Raw genomic sequence first — 21559 nt, 5'->3', positions numbered from 1 at the left:
GGTCGTGATTACGAGCATAATCAGGACCACTTATCGTATTCGACTCATCGGAAGAATTCGGGGATATGGGGCCTCTTAGCGTCTGAATTCCGCACTACAAATAAATATATATTGTATATCGCTATACAAACTTCCGAACGTGAGGTTGCCCCACGGGCTCAGAGGATGGGCCAGTTTTGGATCGAAAAGGAGAACGGTGTCGACCGGTCAGCTGCCGGCGACTTCCGCTTAACTGCCGGTTAGCCGAACTTCGGCCGTGGCCTACGAGTACAACTCAAGCCCTCTCGGTTTCGGGGTCGTTCACGGAGGGGAGTCCCGTCGCCATCAGTCGTCGAGTGATCGCGACGAGCCCGTTGTCGAATCCCCGACCGAAGACCCCCTGTTCGTGCCCACGGCCGTCCGCCGTCGTTTCGGTGAACGAGCTCACCAGGATCGCCTCGCGGTCGACCAGCAACAGGCGACTGATCTCGGTGTCGTCGTCCGGCAGCGGTGACCGGCTCAACCACTCCAGTTCCGACACGAACACTTCGGTATCCGGGAGTGCGTCCTGAACCGTGGTCCGAAGCTCGTCGTCGACCGTCCCGATGATGACCTTCACGTCTCGCTCCCGGGCCAGCTGTAGCTGTTCGACTAACTGGTCGGTGAAGACCCCCTCGTGGCCGATCACGAGGATCAACTCCTCAGTCGCTCCCTCGATGAGCTGGCGTGTCCGGCTCGTAATGCCTTGGTCCCCGGAGATGGACCACACCTCGTGGGTGGTCTCCGTCTGTTCGTCACCGTCGATCGGGTCAAGCCCGCTCAGGGTGTTCCGAAGTGACTCGGTCCGTTCGACGTACTCCGACTGAAGCGTGTTGACGGCCTCGTCGACGGAGACCGCTCGAAACACCTGCGGATTCGAGTGCTGCGTCTCCACCAGCCCTTTCGACTCCAACACGCGAATCGCGTCGTAGACGCGCGTTCGTGGCACCTCGGAGGTATCGCTGATGTCCTTGGCCGTCCCGCGCTGCCGGCGCGCGAGCGCCACGAACGACTTGGCCTCGTACTCTTTGAGCCCGAGCTGCTGAAGTAGTTCGATCGCTTGCTCTTGGTTTGTAATATCGTCCATTTGGTCCCAACCTCGAACGCTACCGCCCCGTTCGTCTCCTAGGTGTTTAGTACGTCGCACTGGGGAATGACTGTGTAACCCAGATAATCACACAATAAATTCGTATTCGAGCCGTCCGGTCGCAGCGAAGGCAGTGCGATTCAGTCGTTCACTCAGTTAATCACAATACATCTATAAGCGGGTAGCACGGATGCTATCACGGCGTGTGACCTCAGATTTGGTCCCAACCTCTCTGTCGTCACACGTCAAAAACCACCACACCCGGTGGTTTTCACCGAACCGGTGACGAACGAATGTCCGACGACCCATCTAGCAAAGCACGGTCCACAGCTGTCGAACAGCTGAAGTCCCTCGGGCTCAGTACCTACGCCGCTCGGACGTTCGTCGCGCTGGTGACGCTCGGTGAAGCGACCGCCCAAGACGTGAGCGACCTCGCCGACGTTCCCCGCACGCGCGTCTACGACGCGGCCGACGAACTCCGTGAACGCGGCCTCGTCGACGTGAAACGTTCGAACCCAAAGCAGTTCTGGGCGATCTCGTCCGAGACGACGGGTCGACATTTCGAACGGGAGTACGAACACCGCGTGTCGACCCTGACAGACGCCCTCGATCGGCTCGACGACGCGAACCGGTCCACCGAGCAGCGCGGGGTCTGGACGGTTACCGGGCGGGAAGCCGTGACCGACCGCGTGATCGATTTCATCTCGGCGGCCGACGACGAGGTCGTCTACGTGACCGTCGGGGAACTGCTCACGGACGAGATCGGCGAGGCCTTATCCCGAGCGAGTGACGAGGGGGTCTCGATTCGTCTGGCGGACATGTCGGAGTCGATCGAAGACCGATTCGGACGGGACGTCCCCGCGGCGCAGCCGTTCGAGTCGCTGTGGGACTGGTCGGACACACCCGCCGGCCGGCTTCTCATGGTGGATCAGGAGAAGACGCTCGTGAGCGTCCTCGTCGACGGCAAGGGTGAGTACCCGCCGGAACCGCGCGACGAAACCGCGATCTGGGGCGTGGGCTCGACGAACAGCCTGGTCGTCGTCCTGAAAGCGCTGTTTACCTGGCAACTGGATGAGGACCGTGACTCGAACGGTGAGTAGGAACACAGGAAGAGAGATGAACGAAGTGACCCGAATTCGACGTTTGAGACCAGAGACCGTATCAGTCACCCCCGTTGACGCTTTCGGCTTACCGGCCGGTGAGCGATGATGTGTGACGAGACGGACAGGCGAAGGGGTTCTGACGCGCCCGGAGGGTCGGAACGCACGGGCGCGAACCGCACGACGGTTCGGCACGACTGGCAGCTGTCGGACCAACCCAGCGTGGTGGTCGTCGAGGCGGTCGCCGCCGCCACGAATCGGCCCGTGACCGAGCTCCCGCTGTTACAGAAGACCATCGACACGGACGCGCTCGACGCAATACTTAAAAACAAGGCGCCGTCGGTATCGATATCGTTCCGGTACGCCGGTACCACCGTCTGGGTCGACGGCGAGGGCAGTATAGAGGTCCACGTCGACGCAGAACTCACGGCAGAAGACGACGCATAGGAGGTACGGAACGGATCCGCGATCGGAACGTTGTCGTCAGTGTCACTCTCGGTGTTCGTCGATGGTCTCGAGCAGTCCGAACACGTCTCGGAACTCTCGGCCTCGACGGACGACGCCTCGGTCGGCGTCGTACTCGATCACGTCCGCCTCCTGTAACTTCGGTAGGTGAACGTGGTGAAGCTCGATACGCCCCCGTTCCGGGGAACTGTCGTCGTCCGGGGGCGGCGAATCTCCCTCTCGCGAACCGTTACTGAGTCGATCGACTGGCGTCTCCCCGGGCGTGTCAGCTACACGTCGGAGGATCCGTCGTCGCTGCTGTTTGGCCAGCAGCTCTAATGCCGTCTCGGTCGTTATCTGCTGTTCCGTGTTGCTCATGAGTAGTCCCACCATGTCCAGTCGGGACATCGATTCGCACGAACATGGATCTGATACTTCACACCCTCGGGGGAAACCCGTGTCGTTAACCCGAATCCTCAAAGTGTACGGATTGTACGGGACGTAAATACCTGATTTTCGTTAGATATTTTAAAAAAGTACATATTATAGCTATTTGCTCTGTCTCCTACCAGCATTTATAATGGTATATTTTTAAATAGTTATCCAGTTTTGTGACACATAGTACGTGAGATCGCTCTATTAGTTTGAATCATATCTGTTTTTTGAGTATGCGGTCTGGCCGCCGGGGAAGCGTACTATATTGGTTACGTCGAATTTGCGCTCTCGAACGGTCAATCTTAAAATACGCCATCTGCCTGAAACGTTCGATCGCGTCGGGCAGCGTGTCGTCGAGTGCTTGCTTCGAGCGCTCGCCCCGTCGGATCCGGGACCGGCCCGGAGCTGTCGGCTACCACACGCTTCCGCGGTACTCGAACCGCAGGTGATCGGCCGTTTCCGGCGGGATCCCCATCGCCTCGAACATCGTCTTCACGACCGCACGGACGTCCGCCTCCTCGAAGGACCGCGAGGCGCGCGTCCGCGCGTCGACCGCGACGCCGCCGTGGTAGTCGAGGTGGACGCGGTACGCGTACCCGTTCGCCTCGTGCGTGACGGTCGCCCGCGGGAGGACGAACTCGGCGCTGCCGAGCCGTTCGCCGTCCGCGTAGTACTCCCGGACGTGCCACCCGGAGCCGGGCTCGGAGGTCGCGTTGACGGCCGTCGCCCGGGTCGTCAGATCGTCGTACGCCGCCCGGAAGGCGACCGGTTCGTCGATGCGGACGCTCGGCGCGCCCGCACCCGGCTCCTCGGGGTCGCCGGTCCGAACGTCCGTCTTCAGCTCCGCCACGTAGCGTTCCGCGGTGGCGTCGTCCATCTCGAACAGCAGCGTGAGCCGGTCGACGAGCCACTCGTCGGGCGGGAGGTCCCCGACGGTGAACTCGCCGCGAACGTCGTCCGCGAAGAGCGTCACGACCGTGGCCCCCTCGTCGGCGTAGAAGGTGGCCCACAGTCGCTTCGCGTCGGAGCGGTCGAACGTCACTCTGAACGCCTCGTACCCCGGACCGAGTTCGTCGTCGAGCTCGGCTATCCCCTCCGGGTGGAACCCGCTCGATCCGACGCGTTCCACCGCGTACCCGGCCGCGGCGGCCCGTTCGAGGGCAGTCTCGTACGAGAGGTCCGACACGACGACGCCGTCGGAGGAATACGAGGCCACGTCCGACCCGATCAGGACGCCCGCGAAGACCGCGTACGCGGCGAGCAGGGCGACGGCGACGGCCGCGGCGAGCGCGAGCGCGAAGCGATACCGGTCTCTCATGTCCGGTCACGCTCGCGGCGGGAGCATAGTTATGTCGTCGCTGACCGGCTCCCGCTCGCCACCGCAGCTACTCTGCGGTTTCAACGCCCGTGTCGGGTATAAAGGAGGCACGCTGGACGCAGCGGTGTTCCGCGTCTGAGTCGCCCCCGCCCCCTGATCGGAGACCTGCGTCTCGAGGAACCCGACTCGAACGGTGACCTCGCGGTCGAGCTCCGCGGTCAACTGCTCGTCCCACCGCCGGGCTAAGTCGGGCGGTGCCGCGAGGCTCCGCGGGATCGCGACGAGGACATCGACCTGCGGTCGGTTCCCGAGCACCAGGTCGATCGGCCGGTAGTCGACGGTGACGGAGACGAGTTCGACCGCTTCGATGTCCGCTTCCTCGAACTGCTGTCGGAGTTCGCCCCGGGCCTCCTGCTCGAACGACTGGGTCTGGAACGTCGCGTACGTCACCGCCCCGAGGGCGATCGAGAGCACGGCGATGGCGATCGCGATCACGACGACGCGCGAGACGACCGACGATTTGACTCCCTCGAACCGTCCCGCGTCGAGGGGCTTGAACCCGGCGAGGTAGAACAGGACGAGCGCGGAGACGTTGATAGCGAGGAGGTTCACGACCACGAGCACCGCCGCGGCGACGGCTACCCCCGGGAGGCCGAATGCGAGGCCCAGCCCGGACGCGGCGGCGGGGGGGACCAGCGCGACGGCGATCGCCACGCCGACGAGCGTCGATCCCGAGCCGCGCATGATACTCAACGATCCGGCGATGCCCGACCCGAGCGCGAGGAACAGCGACAGGACGTTCGGACTCGTCCGTTCCGCCACCTGCGGGATGGAGCGGACGTCGAGCGCGGGCGGGATGAGCACCGTTTGCCGGAGCAGCCACCCGAGGACCGCCGCGGTGAGGATCGCCGCGAGCAGCCCCGCGACCTGGAGCGTGACGCCGCGAGCGGCCATCTCGGGATCGTCGAGGATCGTCCCGACCGAGGCGGAGATGGCGGGGCCCATCAGCGGCGCGACGACCATCGCGCCGATTATCGTCGCCGCGGAGTCGAGCAGGAGCCCGGTCGTCGCGATGACGGTACTCAGGACGAGGAACGCGAAGAAGGTCGAGTCCGCCGGCGCGAGGTCCGTCGCCCGCGCGTACAGCTCCTCCCGGGATATCCGGAGCCCCGGGAACCGCTCGGACAGCGCCGAGGTGCGCGGGGAGACGACGGTCTCGGTCGGTAAGACGATCGTGTACGAATCCTCGCGCACGCCGGCGGCGACGAGTTCGTCCATCACCGGCTCCACGCCGCTGGGCGGGACGGGAAACTGGACCATCGCTTCGAAGTCGCCGCGGCCCACCTCGTCGAATACCGCGTAGTCGATCCCCTGCTCGTCGAGTGCTTCGACGACAGATGATCGGTTCCCTTCGGGGATCAGGACTTGGACGAGACGCATTGGATAGCTGAGTTCGTTGGGCGGTCGAGCGGCGAGGCCGCGAACCCGTCGACGGGTGAGTCGGTCGCAGTGTGCCGGGATCCAGAGTGCGGTTACCGGAAGCTATCCCGCGACCTCTTCCGCGGCGAAGGTCTCCCGGAGGCGGGTCTCGTCTTCGGGCGAGAGGTTCGTCTCGAGTATCTCGAACGGCTCGTCGGTCTCCGCGGCGATCCGGTCCAGCTGCGCGTCGCGAACGAGTAAGAAGAGCGCCGACTCGCCCGGTTGGATGGCGTCTCCCACCTCCGAGATGAACGAGTCGTCGATCCCGATGTCGCCGAGTTTGCCCGACACCGCGCCGCCGGCGGCCCCCGCGAGGAGCCCGAGCCAGGGGGCGAAAAAGAGGACGCCGATGAGCATCCCCCAGAACGCGCCGCCCAGCGCGCCCGCGCCGACGAGGCTGTGCGCCTGTTTGACCTTCGCCCGGCCCGATTCGTTGCGGACGACCACCGCCGCGTCTTCGAGCCGTATCAGCTCTCGCTTCTGGAAGTCGTACAGCTTGTCGCGCATCTGCTCTGCGCCGTCCATGTCGTCGAACGCCAGCACTACGAGTGAACTCATGGCCCTCCCGTCGGGGACATCGTATATTGTAATAAGTCGACCAACGCGAGTAAGCCCGAGTTAGTCCTCGAGCGACGGACTCGTGGAATATCGGACGCTCGTCCCGTGGCAGGCGACCGGAACGCACGGGCGGGAGCGAGCCGTCCGACGGCGACGGTCGACCGGCCACCGGTACGCGCGGGCGATCGCCCGGGTACCCGGGTACTACTTAACCGAACCGAGCCCCTCGGCCGCACCATGTTTCGGACGCCGGCTCGGTGAACGTCGGATGGAGCGCTCCCTGCTCACGCGGTCGGGGCGGACCGTGCGGCCGTCCCCGAACGGACGGATCGGGGGGAACCGATGAGCGACGTCTACTACTTCGTCAGCGACCTCCACATCGGCGGCGACGAGCAACTGGAGCACGTGGACTTCCTCGAAGAGCTGCTCGCCTTCCTCCGCGACCTGGAAGCGACCGACGAGGACGCGGAACTGATACTCAACGGCGACGCGTTCGGGCTCTGGGAGTTCACGCGGGTCGAGGGGCCGGCGAAGTTCGACGCGCTCCTCGACCGCTATCCGAGGCTGTTCGAGCAGCTCCGGGCGACCGGGGAGGCGGTGCCGATCACGCTCATCCCCGGCAACCACGATTACGAACTCGCGGCGTACGACGAGTACGTGGACCGGCTGGCGGAGTACAACGTCCGACTGGAGCAGGAGGTGTCCATCGCCCGCGACGTGGGCGACCACGTCGTCCACGTCGAACACGGGATGCAGGCGGACCCGAACAACAGGATTCCGGACTTCGGGAACCCGTACGCGAACCCGCCGGGGTACTTCGTCAACCGCCAGATCACGAGTCGAGCGGGCCGGCTGTCCGGCCGCGGGAAGTACAACTGGCTGAAAGACATCCAGGCGGTGACCCCGATGACCCGGATTCCCGAGTGGATGATGTCGAACTACTTCTACCGGGAGATGAGCGCGTGGCTCCGGTTCGTGGCCGTTCCCTTCCTCCTGCTGTTCAACGTGGCGCTGTGGTACGTCGCGGTCTTCGCGCTCGACAGGGTCGGAGTCTGGTCTGTCCCCATGGAGGTCGTTCAGGGCGCGCTCGGTCTCTTCGGTCCGGTCGGTCGGGTGGTCGACGTCGTCCTCACGGCGAACCTCGTCCTCATCGCGTTGCTGGTGGCGATATCGGTCCCCCTCTACCTGTTCGCGCGGGACGTGCGGAGGACCCTCCGGCGATTCGGCCTGCTACAGTCGGGGGACGACGACGCGGAACCCGCCGCGAAGTACCTCGACAGGGCGCGGACCGTGTTCGACGAGAGCCCCGCCGTCGCCGTCTACGTCTACGGGCACACGCACCGGCCCTCGGTGACGGAGGTCGACGAGCGACTCGTCCTCAACACCGGAACCTGGCTGAAACGGTTACGGCGGGTCGAAACCATCATCGGCGTCGTCCCGCCGGTGTACTACGCCTCGTATCAGCTCAACTACTTTCGGGTCTCCGCGGCCGACGCGGGCGGCGTCCGCGTCGAATACGACGTGATAGACAAGTCGGATCCGAACGAGGAGACGCGCCTCCAGCGGCTGCTCACCCGGGCGCCGAAACCGGACTCGAAGCCCCCGGCCGAGACCGTCGTCGATCCCCCGGCCGAAGGCGACGAAGAGTCGGTCGCGTCCGAACCGGGGGAGTAGTAACTGTATGAGACGTCACGACGAGGACGCTGGGGGCGGTCCGTCGGACCCGGGAGCGGAGGCGTCGGGGGTCGCGTACTGGGCGCCGGCGGTCGTCGCCGCGACGAGCCTCTTCCTCGGCGTCCTCGACACGTCGATGATGAACGTCGCGGTCCCGGCCATCGTCCGCGATCTCGACACGACCGTCAGCGCGATGCAGGCGACCATCGCCGCGTACTCGATGGTGATGGCCGCGCTGATAATCCCGGGCGGCGTCCTGCGGGCGGCGGTCGACACCAGGCGGCTCCTCGTCGGCACGCTCGCCGTCTACAGCGTCGGGACGCTGCTGGCGGGGCTCAGTTGGAGCATGCCCGTGCTCTTCGTCAGCTGGTCGGTGATCGAGGGCGTCGCCGCCGCCCTCCTGTTGCCGATCACCTACTCGATCGTCGTCGAGAACTACGTCGGCACCGACCGTGCGACGGCGTTCGGAGCCATCGGCGGGGTCACGGCGGTCGGGGTCGCCGTCGGGCCGATCCTCGGCGGGCTGCTCACGACGTTCGCCAGCTGGCGCTGGGGGTTCATCGGCGAGTTCCTCCTCGTCGTCGTCGTGGTCGCGTTGACGCTCCGGTATCTCCCGTCTCGGCCCACGGAGGCGAAGATCGAGTTCGACGCCGGGGGAACGGTCCTGTCGGTGCTCGCCGTCGTCGCGATCGTCGGCGGGTCGCTGCTCGCGGGGCGCTACGGCTGGATACGTCCGCTCCGTCCGCTCTCGGTCGGTGGGGCGCCCGTCCAGCCGCTCGGTCTCTCGCCGGCGGTCTGGTTCGTCGGGCTCGGGATCGCGCTCCTCGTCGCGTTCGTCCGCTGGGAGTTCCGCGAGGAGCGCGCCGGCCGACCGACGCTGGTCCCGGTGACCGCCCTGCGAAACCGGACGTTCGCGGTCGGCGTGCTCACGTTCGCGAGCGAGTCGCTGTTCCTGGCCGGGTTCATGTTCACGGTGCCCGTCTTCCTCCAGTCCGCGCTCGGCTACTCGGCGTTCGACAGCGGCGTGGCGCTCCTGCCGTTCTCCGTCGCCACGCTCGTCGTCGCGGTGGTCTCGACCGGGTGGCGGGCGTACCTCCCGCAACGGCGCATCGTCCAGACCGGGCTCGCGCTGATCGCCGTCGGGCTGGTGCTCCTCGTCGATCGGACCGGCCTCGGCGTGACCATCCCGGATCTGGTCGTCCCGATGACGGTCGTCGGAGTGGGCCTCGGGTTGTTCACCGGACAGGTCGTAGACCTCGCGATGTCGGCTGCCCCGGGGTCGCTCTCGGACGTCTCGTCGGGCGTCATCAACTCGCTGAGCCAGCTCGGCTACGCGTTCGGGACGGCCGTCGCCGGGTCGGTCCTCCTGTCGCAGTTCTACGGGACCGTGGTCACCGAGGTTCGGATCTTCGCGGGGGGAGACCCCGTCACGCGCGCCGAGCGCCGACAGTTGGCGGTCAGACTCGCTGACGCCGGAGAGACGACGACCCGGGCCCAACAGGAGGCGTTCGTGAGGGGACTGCCGCCGGACATACAGCGGGAACTCGTCGAGATCGTCCGGGCCTCGATGGTGGCCGCCCAGCGGAGCGTGCTGGTCGTTCTCGTCGTCTTCGTCCTCGCTACCCTTCTCGTCTCGAGTTTCCTCCCGGATTCGCGGCGGGGGCGAGACCGGACCGAAGCGGCGACGAACCCCGACTCCGACCCACCGGCCGCGGCAAAGGACGACGAGGCGTGACGGGACCTCGCGGCTTGCGCCCGGCGGCGGCGCTCTCCGCCCCGACACCGACGGGCGGTCTCACCGATCGTCTGCCGACCGGCCGCTTCGGGCCGTCACGCTGACCGAACGCGCCGCACCGGCAGCGTGACCTCGTTCGTTCGGAGGAACGGCGGCACCCACGGGCCCTCGTACCGGAGCAGGCCCGGATCGCCGGCCACCTCGTAGGCGTCGGCGCCGGCGATCGACGAGCGCAGCTCGTCCGTCTTCCGGGCCACGCGGTCGTCGGTCGCCCACCACGAGAACCCGAGCGCGGCGAGGACGCGGCCCGGCCGCTCGACGAGCCGAACCGACTCGTCCGTCGGTCGCGGCGCGCTGTCGAAGTCGTACTTGGCCGGCAGGTAGAACGCCATCCGCACGCCCTCCGCGTCGCCCTCGGTCTCGACCGGAGCCGTCATCGAGATGCGCTCGCCGGATCCGCCTTCGATCTCATCGGGCCCGTCTCCGGTCCCGGCAGATCCGCTTTCGGTCTCGACCGGTGCCGTCATCGAAATCTCGTCGCTCGTCCGATTCTCGCCGGAGATGTACCCGAAGAGCCGCCGGAAGGCGGCGTTCTCCGACGGTGCGACCGTCTCGACGACGACCGACGGCGGATAGCGCCGGACCTCGACGTCGCCGAACCGGTCGATGACCTCGTAGTCGACCCGCGGCGTCCGGCGGTCTTGGATCACGCGGCGGGTCGCGAACGCGGCGGCGAGCAGGCCGACCGCACCGAGAGCGAGCGTGGAGCGACGTGTCATACGCTCCGTACGTCGGTGGGCGTGGAAAACCCATCGGCGGCCGGCACCCCCGGGGATCGAGGCCGGACCCGACGGCGCCGGTCACCCGTCGCTTCGGAACCCGAGCAGCCGAAGGCCGTTGAGCGAGACGACGACCGTCGAGCCCTCGTGGCCGACGACGGCGAGGGGGAGCGGGAGCCCGGCGGCGAGGATCGCCGCGATCATGACCGCGATGGCGCCGAACGCGACGACGAAGTTCGTCGAGAGGGTCCGGCGCGTCGCCCGCCCGAGGCCGAACGCGTACGGGATCTTCCCGAGGTCGTCGGCCATCAACACCACGTCGGCCGTTTCGAGCGCGACGTCGGTCCCCGCGCCGCCCATGGCCACGCCGAGCGTCGCGGTCGCGAGGGCCGGGGCGTCGTTGACCCCGTCGCCGACCATCGCGACCTCGCCGTACCGGTCGACGAGCTCCTCGACGATCGCGACTTTCTGCTCCGGGAGCAGCTCCGCGCGGACCTCGTCGATGCCGACCTCGTCCGCGATCTCTCGGGCGACGGCCTCGTTGTCCCCGGTCAGCATGACGACGTGTTCGACGCCGAGCTTCCGGAGCGCGGCGATCATCTCCGCCGCCCCCGGCCGGAGCGTGTCGGTGAACGCCAGCCAGCCGACGACGCGCAGGCGCTCGTCGGTCTCGACCGCGACGAGCACGCTCGTCTTCCCCTCGTCTTGGAGGGTTTCGAGCGCCTCGAAGCCGGCGTCGCTCCCCGCGATCGGCCCCGCTTCCGTGACGGTCTCGAAGTACCGCCTGTTTCCGATATGGACGGTGTGTCCCCGAACGACGCCGCTGACGCCCTTCCCGACGGTCGCCCGGAAGCCGGTCACGTCGGGAACGTCGAGTCCTCGCTCGCGCGCACCGTCGACGGTCGCCCGGGCCAGGTGGTGTTCCGAGCGGTCCTGAACGGCGGCGGCCCACGCCAGCAGCCGGTCAGTGGTCATCTCCGCGCCGTCGATGTCGACGCCGTCGCGAACGCGGACGTCGGTCAGCTTCGTGTTCCCCTCGGTCAGCGTCCCCGTCTTGTCGAACGCGACGGCGTCGATCGTCGCGGCCGACTCGACGTGTTCCCCGCCCTTGAACAGGACGCCCTGCCGCGCCGCCGCCGCGATTGCCGACAGCACCGCCGCGGGCGTCGAGATGATGACCGCGCAGGGCGAGGCGGCGACCATGAGGGTCATCGCCCGGTAGAACGTCGGGTCGAACGGTCGCCCGAACGACAGCGGGACGGCGACGGCCAGCGCCGTCATGGCGAGCACGCCGAGGACGTACGGCTGTTCGAGGCGGTCGATGAGCCGCTGGGTCGGCGCCCGCTCGCTTTGCGCCTCCTCGACCATGTGTATGAGCCGGGCGATGGCCGACTCCGACGCCCGGTTAGTGACCCTGACTTCGAGGCTCCCCGACTCGTTTATCGTCCCGCCGAACACGTCGTCGCCGGGGCCCTTCGCGACCGGGACCGACTCGCCGGTGAGGCTCGACTGGTCGACCGTGCTCTCGCCGGCCGCGACGACGCCGTCCAGCGGGAGGCGGTCGCCGGGGCGGACCACGAAGCGCTCGCCGACCTCGACCTCGTCGACCGGGACGGACACCTCCGATCCGTCGCGGAGGACCTGCGCCGATTCCGGCCGAAGCTTCATCAGCGCGTGGATCGCCCGACGCGAGCGCCCGATCGCGTAGTCCTGGAGGACGTTCGAAAGCGAGAAGAGGAACAGCAGCATCGCGCCCTCGAACGGCGCGCCGATCGACAGCGCCCCGAGCGCAGCGAGGATCATCAGCAGATCGATGTCGACCGCCCGGTGCCGGAGCGTCTGGACCGCGCCCACGAGCCCGTACCACCCGCCGAACACGTACGCCAGCCCGTATCCCACCGACGCCGCGACCGGCGGGCCGTCGACCCAGCCCGTCGCCAGCCCCCCGACCGTTCCGAGGAACGTTATCGCGACGAACGCCGTTTCGATCCGGAGCGAGCGTCTGCTCGTCCCGTCGTCCGCGGCCCCGCCGTCCGCCTCTCGGACCGTCACGCCGAACTCGCTGATCGCTCGTTCGAGGGCGTCGGTCCCGACGACGCCGTCGTCGTACCTGACGGTGACGACGCCGGCCCGGAGCGAGACGTCGGCGTCGTGAACGCCTGAGAGGCGACGGAGGCGCCGTTCGAGCGACAGCGCGGTCGACTCCCGGCTGCGTCCCCCCGCGGGCTCGACCTCGAACGTCGCGGTGGACGGCTCGTCCGACGGGGACGTGCCGCGGGAGTCTGACGGGTCGCTCATTGTCGAACCGTGACCCGTCACCGACATAACCGTTTCCGCGACCGTCGCCGTTCGCGACCGGCGACCGCCCCGACCCTCACCCAGGAAGGACGAGGTTGATCGCGGCCACGACGAGTCCCGCGAGCCCCATCCGGGCCGCGGCGACGTACCATCGCTGCCCGGAGATGGACCCCATGTACGCGCCGAACGCGCTCAACACGCCGACGCCGAGGCCGACGGCGACCGCCGCGGCCTCCGTCATCGTGAGCAGCGATCCCTCGACGACGAACGGCAGCAGGGGGACGAGGATCCCGACGAGCGGTCCGAGACCGCTCATCGTCGCGTGGACGACCCTCGCGCCTCGCCGTTCGCGCTGGACGCGGGTGTCGTCGAGGTCCAGTAGCATCGCCCGTTCGATCCGCCGGATCTCGGCTCGCGTCTCGGCGCGCTCGATCTCCCAGACGCTCCAGACGGCCGACGTGCCGAGCCCGACCGCCGCGCCCAGGCCGATGGCGATGACCGTGGCGCCGTCGGGAACGCCCGAGAGGACCGCCCCGACGACGATCCCGACGCACGTGAGCGTCCCGTCGAACCCGTTCGAGATGAAGTACCGGCGGGAGATCGCGAGGACGTCCTCGTTCCCGGCGAGACGCCCCAACAGCCCTCGGATCGACATCGCCGCTGGCTACCCGTCCTGGAGGGTCGGGCGGTCGGCGACAGCGTAGTCGCCGCACGCGACCTGATCGACGGAGTGGACCGACCCGCCGAGGTCCGCCACCGCCCGGTCTACCGCCGAGAACTCCAGATCGTCTCCCTCGACGGTGACCTTGACGTTCTGTACCTCCTGATCGAGTTCGATGAGCGAGCACGTGGCGCCGTCGACGCCGTCGACGTCCGCGATCCGCTCCGTGAACTCGACGACGGGCGGGTCGTGCGGCTTCAGCACGTCGAGGACGACGCGTCTGACTGCGGCCATACCTTCCGTTGTCGCTCCCTGCGGTGGTAAAGCCGGGGGCTGATCTCGGTGAATCCTCCGAGAGGCTCGCTCTCGGGGAGTCACCAGTCCGTCGACCGCCTGACCGCCGCCGCGACGGCGCCGTACAGCGGCAGCGCGGCGAAGAGTATCGCGCCGACCAGCGCCCAGTCACCGACGGCCAGCGGCACCGTGCCGAAGTACCGGTTGAGCGGGGTGTAGAGGACGGCGAGCTGTAACGCCGCGGACCCCCCGACCGCGAGCGCGAGCCACGGGTTCGAGAGCGTCGGGGTGCCGCGCAGCCAGCGGACGACGTACAGCTTCTCGAACTCGAGGAAGACGAACGTCGTGAACACCAGCGTCATCGCGTACGGCGTGACCGCCGCCGCCCCGTCGAGCGCGTACCACAACAGCCCGAGCATGAGCGCGGTCGACACGGTCCCGGCCCCGCCGACGAACAGCGCCATCGGCCGGTCGATGACGCCGGTCTCTGGGTCGCGCGGCGACCGCTCCATCACGTCGCCGCTCTGCGGGTCCGCCCCCAGCGCCAGCGCCGGCAGGCCGTCGGTGAGCAGGTTGATCCACAGCAGCTGGACCGCCGGGAGCACGAGGTACCCGTACAGCGAGGCGAGGAAGACCAACGCGACCTCCGCGACGTTCGCGCTGAGCAGGAAGGCGACGAACTTCCAGATGTTGTCGAAGATGGCGCGCCCGCGCTCGATCGCCAGCTCGATGGTCGCGTAGTTGTCGTCCAACAGGACCACGTCGCTCGCCTGCTTCGCCACGTCGGTCCCGCGGACCCCCATCGAGACGCCGATGTCGGCGCTCTTCAGCGCGGGCGCGTCGTTGACGCCGTCGCCCGTCATCGCGACGACGTGCCCGTTCCGCTGGAGCGCCCGGAGGATGCGGACCTTGTGCTGCGGGGACGTGCGGGCGAAGACGTCGACCGCCTCGACCCGCTCGGCGAGCGCCGCGTCGTCTAAGCGATCGAGCTCGCGCCCCTCGACGACCGTCCGGTCCATGCCGAGCGATCCCGCGACCGCGGCGGCGGTGCGGACGTTGTCGCCCGTGATCATCTTCACGTCGATCCCGGCCCGCTCGGTCGCCGCGAGGGCGTCGGCGACCTCCGCCCGCGGCGGGTCGATCAGTCCGACGAGCCCGACGAACACCAGTCCCTCTCCGAGGGTCTCGGTGTCGTCGGTGTAGGCGACCGCGAGCACCCGGAGGGCGTCGTCGGCGAACGTCCCGACGCGCTCGCGGACCGCGTCGGCCGCCTCCTGGGTGAGCTCCGTCGGTCCGTCGGCCGCGAGGATCCGGTCGGACATCTCCAGGACGACCGCCGGAGCGCCCTTGACGTACCCGACGTCGCCGTGGGCGGTCCCCATCCACTTCCGCTCGGAGGAGAACGGTACCTCGTCGGTCCGCGGGTTCGCCTCGCGGAGCGCGTCGACGTCGATCCCGCGGGTCGCGGCCGCGTCGACGAGCGCGCGCTCCGTCGGGTCGCCCGCCTCAGCGGTGGCGTCGTTACACAGGGACCCGGCCCGCAACAGGAGGGAGAGGCGGTCGGGCGAGGCCTCCTCACCGACCCCCTCGGCGGCCGCGGTTCCGTCGAGCGTCCGGCCCCCGTCGGCCGGCCCGCCGACTGTTCTGTTCCCGTCCACCTGCTCGCCGCCGTTCGGGGCGCCGACGGCGCGTAGGTCCGTCGTCTCGTCGTGGGTCCACGCCCTGCTGACGGTCATCCGTCCCTCGGTGAGCGTGCCGGTCTTGTCGGTACAGACGACGCTCACCGAGCCCAGCGCCTCGACGGCGGGCAGCCGACGGACGAGCGCGTTCTCCGCGGCCATGCGCCGCACGCCGAGCGCGAGCGTCAGCGTCACCACGGCGGGCAGCCCCTCCGGGATCGCGGCGACGGCCAGCGACACCGCGGTCAGTCCGGACTCGACCAGGGGCGTGTCCCGCGCGACCAGCAGCGGAACCACGAGCGCGGCCAGCACGGAAACGCCGAGGCCGAGCCGGCGGCCGAGTTGGTCTAATTCCGACTGGAGCGGCGTCTCCGTCTCCTCGGTGGCCGCGAGCTCGCGGGCGATCGAGCCGACCTCGCTGTCCATCCCGGTCGCGGTGACGACCGCGACGCCTCGCCCGCGCGTGACGCTCGTCCCGCCGAACACCATGCTCTCCCGCTCGGCGAGCGGAGCGTCCGCGTCGACCGGCTCCGGCGACTTCGCGACGGGCGCGCTCTCGCCGGTGAGCGCGGCCTCGTCGACCTCGAGGTCGACGCTCTCTATCACCCGCCCGTCGGCCGGGACGACGGCCCCGCTCCCCAGTTCGATCACGTCGCCGACGACCAGCTCCGCGGCGTCTACCGCCGTCGCCTCGCCGTCGCGGCGGACGACCGCGGTCGGCGCGGTCAGCCGCCGGAGCGATTCGAGGCTCCGCTCGGCGCGGTAGTCCTGAACGAACCCGAAGACCCCGTTCACGGCGACGATGACGACGATGAGGACGGCGTCGACGGCGTGTCCCGCCACGGCGGAGAGCAGGGCCGCCGCCAGCAGGACCCAGATGAGGACGCTGTCGAACTGCGCCAGCAGGATCGCCCGCGGCGTCCGTCCGCCGGCCCCGGTGACCTCGTTGCGCCCGGACGCGGCGAGCCGCTCGCCGGCCTCGTCGGCCGTCAGCCCCGCCGGACTGCTCTGATGGGTCGCCAACACCGCCTCGGGCGGCCGGCTGTGCGGCTGGTCGCTCACGCCTCGTAGTTCGCGGGCGTCCCTAATGGTACTTGCCGCGGACGCTGGCCGCCGCGCGCGGCGCCGAGCGGGCGCGCCGAGCGAGCGGTACGGAGCGACGACCGCTCGGTCGCGGCGAACGGCGGTTCCCCTCGTCCGGAGTTCTAAGTCGCTCGCAGGCGTACTCCTCGGAACCGATGGCCGCTGCCGACGCCGACGGCGAGCCCTGGCACTCGCGGGACATCGAGGAGGTGTACGACGCGCTCGCGGCCGACCCGGAGGGGCTCGGCTCCGAGGAGGTCGCCCGCCGTCGCGCCGAATACGGGCCGAACCGGCTTCCGCAGCCGAAGCCGGTAACCGCGTGGCAGGTCCTCCTCCGCCAGTTCAGGAATCCCCTCATCTACATCCTCGGGGTGGCGGCGCTCGTCTCGGTCGGGATCGGCGAGACGACGGACGCCGCGTTCATCGCCGCGGTACTCCTTGTGAACGCGCTCGTCGGCGGCCTTCAAGAATGGCGCGCGGAACGCAGCAGTCAGGCGCTCCGTCAGCTCATCCGCACGCGGGCGACCGTCGTCCGCGACGGAGAGGTGCGAGACGTCGACGGCGAGGAGCTCGTTCCGGGCGACGTCGTCCTCCTCGAATCGGGCTCGCGGGTCCCCGCCGACGTCCGGCTGTCCTCGACGCGCGGGCTCGAAGTCGACGAGTCGGCGCTCACCGGTGAGAGCGAGCCGGCGTCGAAACGCGAGGCCTGGCGGGGCGACGAGGCGACGCCGCTCGGGGACCGACGGAACGCCGCGTACGCCGGAACGGTGGTCGCTCGCGGTCGCGGGCGCGGCGTCGTCGTCGAGACCGGCGCCGACACGGTCGTCGGGCGACTGGCCGAGGACGTCACCGCCGTCGAGGGCGGGAAGCCGCCGCTCGTCGCGCGCATGGAGCGGTTCACACGCATCGTCGGGCTCGCCGTGCTCGCCGCCGCGGCGGCCACGGCGCTGCTGGGGATCTTCGTGCGCCAGTACGACGCCGTCGAGATGTTCCTGTTCGCGGTGGCGCTGGCCGTGTCGGCGATCCCGGAGGGGCTCCCGGTCGGGATCACGGTGGCGCTGGGGGTGGCGAGCCGGCGCATGGCCGCGGTCGGCGTCATCGTTCGACGGTTGGTCGCCGTCGAGGGGCTCGGGAGCTGTACGCTGATCGCCTCCGACAAGACCGGCACCCTGACCGCGAACGAGCTGACCGCAAAGCGGGTCCGGCTCCCGGACGGCGCCGACTTCGAGGTGACCGGAGAGGGGTACGACCCGGCCGGCGAGGTGCTCCGGGACGGCCGCCCGCCGAGTCCGGCACACGAGGACGAACTCACACGGCTCGCCACGGCGGCCGTCCTGTGTAACGAGGGCGACCTCCACCGGCGCGGGGACGAGTGGGTACGGCGCGGCGACCCGACCGACGTCGCGCTCCTCGCGCTCGGCCGCAAGCTCGGGGTGGACCGCGGGTCGGCGGTCGCGTCGCGCCCGCAGGTCGGCGAGACCCCCTTCGAGCCCGAGCGTCGATACGCGGCGACCGTCCATCGGACCGCGGACGGGGACCGGACGTTCGTCAAGGGCGCCCCGGAGCGCGTGATCGAGATGTGTACCGACGCCGCGGGCGGGGAGTTCTCGCGCTCGACGCTCCGATCGCGGGCGGCCGAGATGGCCCGCGACGGGTACCGCGTCCTCGCCGTCGCCGAGGGGGCGGCTCCCCGAAGCAGGGCGGGCAGCGAGGCGTCGGGCAGCGGCGACAACGGCGACCCGGACGATCTGACCTTGCTGGGGCTGATCGGGCTGATAGACCCGCCGCGACCGGGCGTGGCCGACGCGATCGCCGCGGCGCGTCGCGCCGGGGTCGCCGTGACGATGATCACCGGCGACCACCCGGAGACCGCCCTCGCCGTCGCTCGCACGATCGGGCTCGCCGACTCGGACGACGAGGTCACCACTGGGGCCGAGCTGGCCGACGCCACCGACGACGAACTCGCCGAGCTGCTCGACGCGACGCGGGTGTTCGCCCGGGTCTCGCCGGACCAGAAGCTCGCGCTCGTGCGCGCCGCCCGGAACGCGGGTCACTACGTGGCGGTGACGGGCGACGGCGTCAACGACGCGCCGGCGCTCCGGCAGGCGAACATCGGCATCGCCATGGGGAAGACGGGGACCGACGTCGCGCGCGACGCCGCCGAGCTCGTCATCAGCGACGACGACTTCGCGACGATCGTGGCTGGGATCAAGCAGGGGCGCGTCGCCTTCGACAACGTCCGGAAGATCGTCTTCCTCCTCGTCTCGACCGGCGCCGGCGAGGTGGTGCTCGTCCTGTCGAGCCTCGCCGCCGGCCTGCCGCTTCCGCTCTTGCCCGTCCAGATCCTGTGGCTGAACCTCGTCACCAACGGGATTCAGGACGTCGCGCTGGCGTTCGAGCCCGAGGAGGGAGACGTGTTGGAGCGGCCCCCGCGTCCGCCGGACGAGCGGATATTCAATCGGGTCATGATCGAGCGGACGGTCGTCTCCGCGCTCGTCATCGGCGTGATCGGGTTCGGCGCCTTCGACTGGCTGCTGGACCGCGGGCTCTCCGAGGCGGCCGCCCGGAACCACCTGTTGCTACTGATCGTCTTATTCGAGATCGTCAACATCGGCAACGCCCGGTCCGAGACGACCTCGCTGTTCCGGCTCTCGCCGCTGCGGAGCCCGATACTGCTCACCGGGACCGTCGCGGCGCTGCTGATCCACGTCGGCGCGATGTATCTCCCGGCCGGACAGCGCGTCCTCGGCACGGCGCCCGTCGCCGGGGAGCTGTGGCTCGTCCTCGCCGCGACGGCCGCGACGATCGCGGTCGCGATAGAGCTCCACAAGCTGAGCTGGCGGGCGCGATACTCGTCGGCTTCTCCCTCGGAATCGCGGCCGCGTTCAGAGAAGAGGCACAGCGATCCCGGCGACACGGGAGAGACAAGGGGGCCGGACGACGCGAAGCAAGAAGAGTAGTCCGGCGTCGGGGTGGGCGGCGGCCGGTACGACGGCCTCGCCGCCGGCGGCCGCTCAGTCGAGGTCGTAGCCCCACTCCCGGAGCGTCGCGGCGACCTCGTCGAGGCGTTCGAGCCCGACGAGCAGCGCGGCCTCGCGGAGGTCGGCCTTCTTCACCGTCTCGCCCAGCTCCGCTTCGAGCGTCCGCGCCGCCTCGCGCTGCGCCTCGACCGTCGACCGCTGGAGGTGGAGCTGGACGGTCTGGTCGCGCCCGTCGGTGATGCTGTTCCGCGTCAGCGTCCACGGCAGATCGCGCCGCTGCGGCTGCGCGTCCGTACCGGTCGCTCGGGGGCTGTCTCCGGGGGTGCCGGCACGTGCCGACCGTGAGCCGCCGTCACGGCCGCGGTCGCCGGACCCGTCGAACCGCTCGTCCGCCGGCGCGGAGCTGGCGGCCTCGGTCTCCGCGCGCTCCGGATCCGAATCGCGTCCCGGCTCTGAATCGCCCTCCTGCTCCGAATCGCCCGCCGACCCGGAGTCGGGGGTCGACGCCGCGTCTCCCCAGTCGTCGTCGGCCGCACCGCTCTTGAAGCCGCCCATCAGACGGTCACCTCCGGTTCGTCCTCGTCCACGGCGCCCGGCTCCGGCGGCGCCGGCGCCTCGACGCCGCCCTGTCGCTCGACGAACCGGGCGATGCGGTCGAACTGCGCGAGCGTCTCGACCTCGTACTCGCGGCGCCGATTCCGGTGGCGTCGGACGTACTCGAACGCCGAACACTGCTGGCGCCAACACCCCTCCATCAGCGACGTCCGGTCGCCGATGACCTCGGGGACCTCGTACGGCACCGACTCCAACATCGCCTCCTGGTCGCGGGTGGCCTTGAACCCGATCGGGACGGCGCCCAACACGCCGACGTCGATGTTGAGCTGGTCCGCGAAGTTGGTCGCGAGGTCTTCGAGCCCCTCGACCGCGGCGCGTCCCTTGGCCGACGGTTCGATCGGAAGCAGCAGGTTCCGCGTCGCGTAGATCGCGTTGTAGAGGTGCGACCCCTCGGTCGCCGGCGGGTCACAGATCAGGATGTCGTACTCGTCCGGGACGCCCGCCTCGCCGAGGACCCGCCGCAGTTGCGCGTGAACGTTGTACGCGTCGCCGAAGTCCTCGGCCTTCTGCTGTTCGCGGTCCAAGTGTTGGGTGAGGTCGGACAGCGAGTTGTGTTCCGGGACCACGTCGATCCCCTCGACCGACTCCACGAGGTCCTCGAACGGACCCCGAGGGCTCCCGACCATGTGCCGGACGAGGCTGTCGGCGCTCGGGTCGGCCCTGTCGCCGTCGACGCCGAGCAGCCGGCTCAGGTCGCCGTCCTGCGGGTCCAGCGGGACGACGAGCACGTCGAGCCCCGCCCGCCGGTGCGCGACGGCGGCGTTCACCGCGAGCGACGTCTTCCCGACGCCGCCCGCCTCGCTGTATACCGTGTACGCTAGCATGTACGTGAGATGCGTGTCTTGCGTAATAAATGTGCGTCAGACACTCAGATTACTGTCTTACCTATCTTTCTTAGATAAGTTTCTTACGCCAGTGTCTTAGATATGTGTCTTAGACTTGTGCCGTAGGCGTGCGTCACAGATGTGTGTCTTAGTTATCTCACGGGGCACAGTGGCCGAAGAAGGGTCTGAAACGTCGTACGGGTGATCGACCCGAACATCAGATTCCGGTATTAGGTGGTCTCCTTGGCGTCGTGGGTGGTCGGGAACATGCGGTCGGCGTCGTGGAAAGCTATCACGGGCGACTGCGGAAAGTTCCGAAGGCGGCGTCCGCCGTCGGTCGCGTTAAGTTTGGCGTGAATTGTGGTAGACGGCGAAGGCTTCGAGCCAGTTTTGAGCTGTCTCTAACGCGACATTGCTAAAACTATTCGCAAACGATGATGTTCGGCGTTCTATTTCCCAAAAGACACGTTCGATAGCATTCCGATTTCCATGTTGAA

17 protein-coding genes and 1 pseudogene are annotated in these 21559 nt (G+C 68.7%); 5 read left to right on the top strand and 13 right to left on the bottom strand.

The genetic code is table 11. The features are described from left to right. Positions 1-274: 274 nt before the first annotated feature. The gene (locus tag DVK07_RS14465; protein ID WP_121597706.1) at positions 275-1105 is read right to left on the bottom strand and encodes a TrmB family transcriptional regulator; all 831 of its coding nucleotides are present in this window, start codon (positions 1103-1105) and stop codon (positions 275-277) included. 293 nt (positions 1106-1398) lie between these two features. On the opposite strand from DVK07_RS14465, the gene DVK07_RS14460 reads away from it, so the two are divergent. Both DVK07_RS14460 and DVK07_RS14455 read left to right on the top strand, forming a co-directional pair. Next, a complete protein-coding gene (locus DVK07_RS14460; protein WP_121597705.1) occupies positions 1399-2205 on the top strand; it encodes a TrmB family transcriptional regulator in 807 nt (268 codons plus the stop codon). 108 nt (positions 2206-2313) lie between these two features. After that, positions 2314-2652, top strand: coding sequence for a HalOD1 output domain-containing protein (locus DVK07_RS14455; RefSeq protein ID WP_121597781.1), 339 nt, complete (start codon positions 2314-2316; stop codon positions 2650-2652). A 42-nt stretch (positions 2653-2694) separates the two neighbouring features. Here DVK07_RS14455 and DVK07_RS14450 read toward each other — a convergent pair whose 3' ends face one another. From DVK07_RS14450 to DVK07_RS14435, 4 genes are all read right to left on the bottom strand, one after another. Beyond that, positions 2695-3027, bottom strand: coding sequence for a hypothetical protein (locus DVK07_RS14450; protein ID WP_199719526.1), 333 nt, complete (start codon positions 3025-3027; stop codon positions 2695-2697). A 469-nt stretch (positions 3028-3496) separates the two neighbouring features. Continuing rightward, entirely contained in the window at positions 3497-4402 is a 906-nt protein-coding gene (locus DVK07_RS14445; RefSeq protein WP_121597703.1) for a hypothetical protein, read from the bottom strand. 6 nt (positions 4403-4408) lie between these two features. Further along, a complete protein-coding gene (locus DVK07_RS14440; protein WP_121597702.1) occupies positions 4409-5842 on the bottom strand; it encodes a TIGR00341 family protein in 1434 nt (477 codons plus the stop codon). A gap of 102 nt (positions 5843-5944) precedes the next feature. Further along, positions 5945-6406 (bottom strand): DUF1269 domain-containing protein, encoded by a 462-nt coding sequence (locus tag DVK07_RS14435; RefSeq protein WP_121597780.1) that lies wholly within the window; start codon positions 6404-6406, stop codon positions 5945-5947. Between the two features lie 375 nt (positions 6407-6781). Here DVK07_RS14435 and DVK07_RS14430 point away from each other — a divergent pair, with 375 nt between their 5' ends. Together DVK07_RS14430 and DVK07_RS14425 are read left to right on the top strand one after the other, a co-directional pair. Next, entirely contained in the window at positions 6782-8113 is a 1332-nt protein-coding gene (locus tag DVK07_RS14430) for a metallophosphoesterase (protein ID WP_121597701.1), read from the top strand. 7 nt (positions 8114-8120) lie between these two features. Continuing rightward, positions 8121-9848, top strand: coding sequence for an MFS transporter (locus DVK07_RS14425; RefSeq protein WP_121597700.1), 1728 nt, complete (start codon positions 8121-8123; stop codon positions 9846-9848). Between the two features lie 95 nt (positions 9849-9943). On the opposite strand, the gene DVK07_RS14420 is transcribed toward DVK07_RS14425, so the two are convergent. From DVK07_RS14420 to DVK07_RS14400, 5 genes are all read right to left on the bottom strand, one after another. Continuing rightward, entirely contained in the window at positions 9944-10627 is a 684-nt protein-coding gene (locus DVK07_RS14420) for a heme-binding protein (RefSeq protein ID WP_121597699.1), read from the bottom strand. 81 nt (positions 10628-10708) lie between these two features. Further along, entirely contained in the window at positions 10709-12925 is a 2217-nt protein-coding gene (locus DVK07_RS14415; protein ID WP_121597698.1) for a cation-translocating P-type ATPase, read from the bottom strand. Positions 12926-13001: 76 nt separating this feature from the next. Then, on the bottom strand, positions 13002-13580 hold the full coding sequence (locus DVK07_RS14410) for a VIT1/CCC1 transporter family protein (protein WP_121597697.1): 579 nt from the start codon (positions 13578-13580) through the stop codon (positions 13002-13004). A gap of 9 nt (positions 13581-13589) precedes the next feature. Then, positions 13590-13880: a DUF211 domain-containing protein gene (locus DVK07_RS14405; protein WP_121597696.1), complete on the bottom strand. Its 291-nt coding sequence runs from the start codon at positions 13878-13880 to the stop codon at positions 13590-13592. A gap of 80 nt (positions 13881-13960) precedes the next feature. Continuing rightward, positions 13961-16621: a cation-translocating P-type ATPase gene (locus DVK07_RS14400; protein WP_121597695.1), complete on the bottom strand. Its 2661-nt coding sequence runs from the start codon at positions 16619-16621 to the stop codon at positions 13961-13963. 176 nt (positions 16622-16797) lie between these two features. Here DVK07_RS14400 and DVK07_RS14395 point away from each other — a divergent pair, with 176 nt between their 5' ends. Beyond that, positions 16798-19602, top strand: a complete 2805-nt coding sequence (locus DVK07_RS14395) for an HAD-IC family P-type ATPase (RefSeq protein ID WP_121597694.1) — start codon at positions 16798-16800, stop codon at positions 19600-19602. 54 nt (positions 19603-19656) lie between these two features. Here the strand turns inward: DVK07_RS14395 and DVK07_RS14390 are convergent, their stop codons facing one another. The 3 genes and pseudogenes from DVK07_RS14390 to DVK07_RS14380 form a co-directional block, all read right to left on the bottom strand. Next, positions 19657-20178 carry a hypothetical protein gene (locus DVK07_RS14390; RefSeq protein WP_121597693.1) on the bottom strand — a complete coding sequence of 174 codons (522 nt, stop codon included), beginning with the start codon at positions 20176-20178 and terminating at the stop codon, positions 19657-19659. Then, positions 20178-21062 (bottom strand): ParA family protein, encoded by an 885-nt coding sequence (locus tag DVK07_RS14385; protein WP_121597692.1) that lies wholly within the window; start codon positions 21060-21062, stop codon positions 20178-20180. Before DVK07_RS14385 ends, DVK07_RS14390 begins: the two co-directional genes overlap by 1 nt. Positions 21063-21404: 342 nt before the next feature. Then, positions 21405-21559, bottom strand: a pseudogene (locus DVK07_RS14380) (IS6 family transposase); the annotation flags it as partial.

The organism is Halorubrum sp. Atlit-26R (genome assembly GCF_003666015.1).
Lineage (GTDB): Archaea > Halobacteriota > Halobacteria > Halobacteriales > Haloferacaceae > Halorubrum.
This window is presented reverse-complemented; position numbering and strand designations above follow the sequence as displayed.

What these genes read in the sequence shown, in the direction of transcription:
- DVK07_RS14395 (WP_121597694.1), top strand. Translation starts at nt 16,798, where the DNA reads ATGGCCGCTGCCGACGCCGACGGCGAGCCCTGGCACTCGCGGGACATC.
- DVK07_RS14405 (WP_121597696.1), bottom strand. Translation starts at nt 13,880, where the DNA reads ATGGCCGCAGTCAGACGCGTCGTCCTCGACGTGCTGAAGCCGCACGAC.
- DVK07_RS14430 (WP_121597701.1), top strand. Translation starts at nt 6,782, where the DNA reads ATGAGCGACGTCTACTACTTCGTCAGCGACCTCCACATCGGCGGCGAC.
- DVK07_RS14420 (WP_121597699.1), bottom strand. Translation starts at nt 10,627, where the DNA reads ATGACACGTCGCTCCACGCTCGCTCTCGGTGCGGTCGGCCTGCTCGCC.
- DVK07_RS14450 (WP_199719526.1), bottom strand. Translation starts at nt 3,027, where the DNA reads ATGAGCAACACGGAACAGCAGATAACGACCGAGACGGCATTAGAGCTG.
- DVK07_RS14410 (WP_121597697.1), bottom strand. Translation starts at nt 13,580, where the DNA reads ATGTCGATCCGAGGGCTGTTGGGGCGTCTCGCCGGGAACGAGGACGTC.
- DVK07_RS14385 (WP_121597692.1), bottom strand. Translation starts at nt 21,062, where the DNA reads ATGCTAGCGTACACGGTATACAGCGAGGCGGGCGGCGTCGGGAAGACG.
- DVK07_RS14445 (WP_121597703.1), bottom strand. Translation starts at nt 4,402, where the DNA reads ATGAGAGACCGGTATCGCTTCGCGCTCGCGCTCGCCGCGGCCGTCGCC.
- DVK07_RS14440 (WP_121597702.1), bottom strand. Translation starts at nt 5,842, where the DNA reads ATGCGTCTCGTCCAAGTCCTGATCCCCGAAGGGAACCGATCATCTGTC.
- DVK07_RS14425 (WP_121597700.1), top strand. Translation starts at nt 8,121, where the DNA reads ATGAGACGTCACGACGAGGACGCTGGGGGCGGTCCGTCGGACCCGGGA.
- DVK07_RS14465 (WP_121597706.1), bottom strand. Translation starts at nt 1,105, where the DNA reads ATGGACGATATTACAAACCAAGAGCAAGCGATCGAACTACTTCAGCAG.
- DVK07_RS14455 (WP_121597781.1), top strand. Translation starts at nt 2,314, where the DNA reads ATGTGTGACGAGACGGACAGGCGAAGGGGTTCTGACGCGCCCGGAGGG.
- DVK07_RS14435 (WP_121597780.1), bottom strand. Translation starts at nt 6,406, where the DNA reads ATGGACGGCGCAGAGCAGATGCGCGACAAGCTGTACGACTTCCAGAAG.
- DVK07_RS14390 (WP_121597693.1), bottom strand. Translation starts at nt 20,178, where the DNA reads ATGGGCGGCTTCAAGAGCGGTGCGGCCGACGACGACTGGGGAGACGCG.
- DVK07_RS14415 (WP_121597698.1), bottom strand. Translation starts at nt 12,925, where the DNA reads ATGAGCGACCCGTCAGACTCCCGCGGCACGTCCCCGTCGGACGAGCCG.
- DVK07_RS14460 (WP_121597705.1), top strand. Translation starts at nt 1,399, where the DNA reads ATGTCCGACGACCCATCTAGCAAAGCACGGTCCACAGCTGTCGAACAG.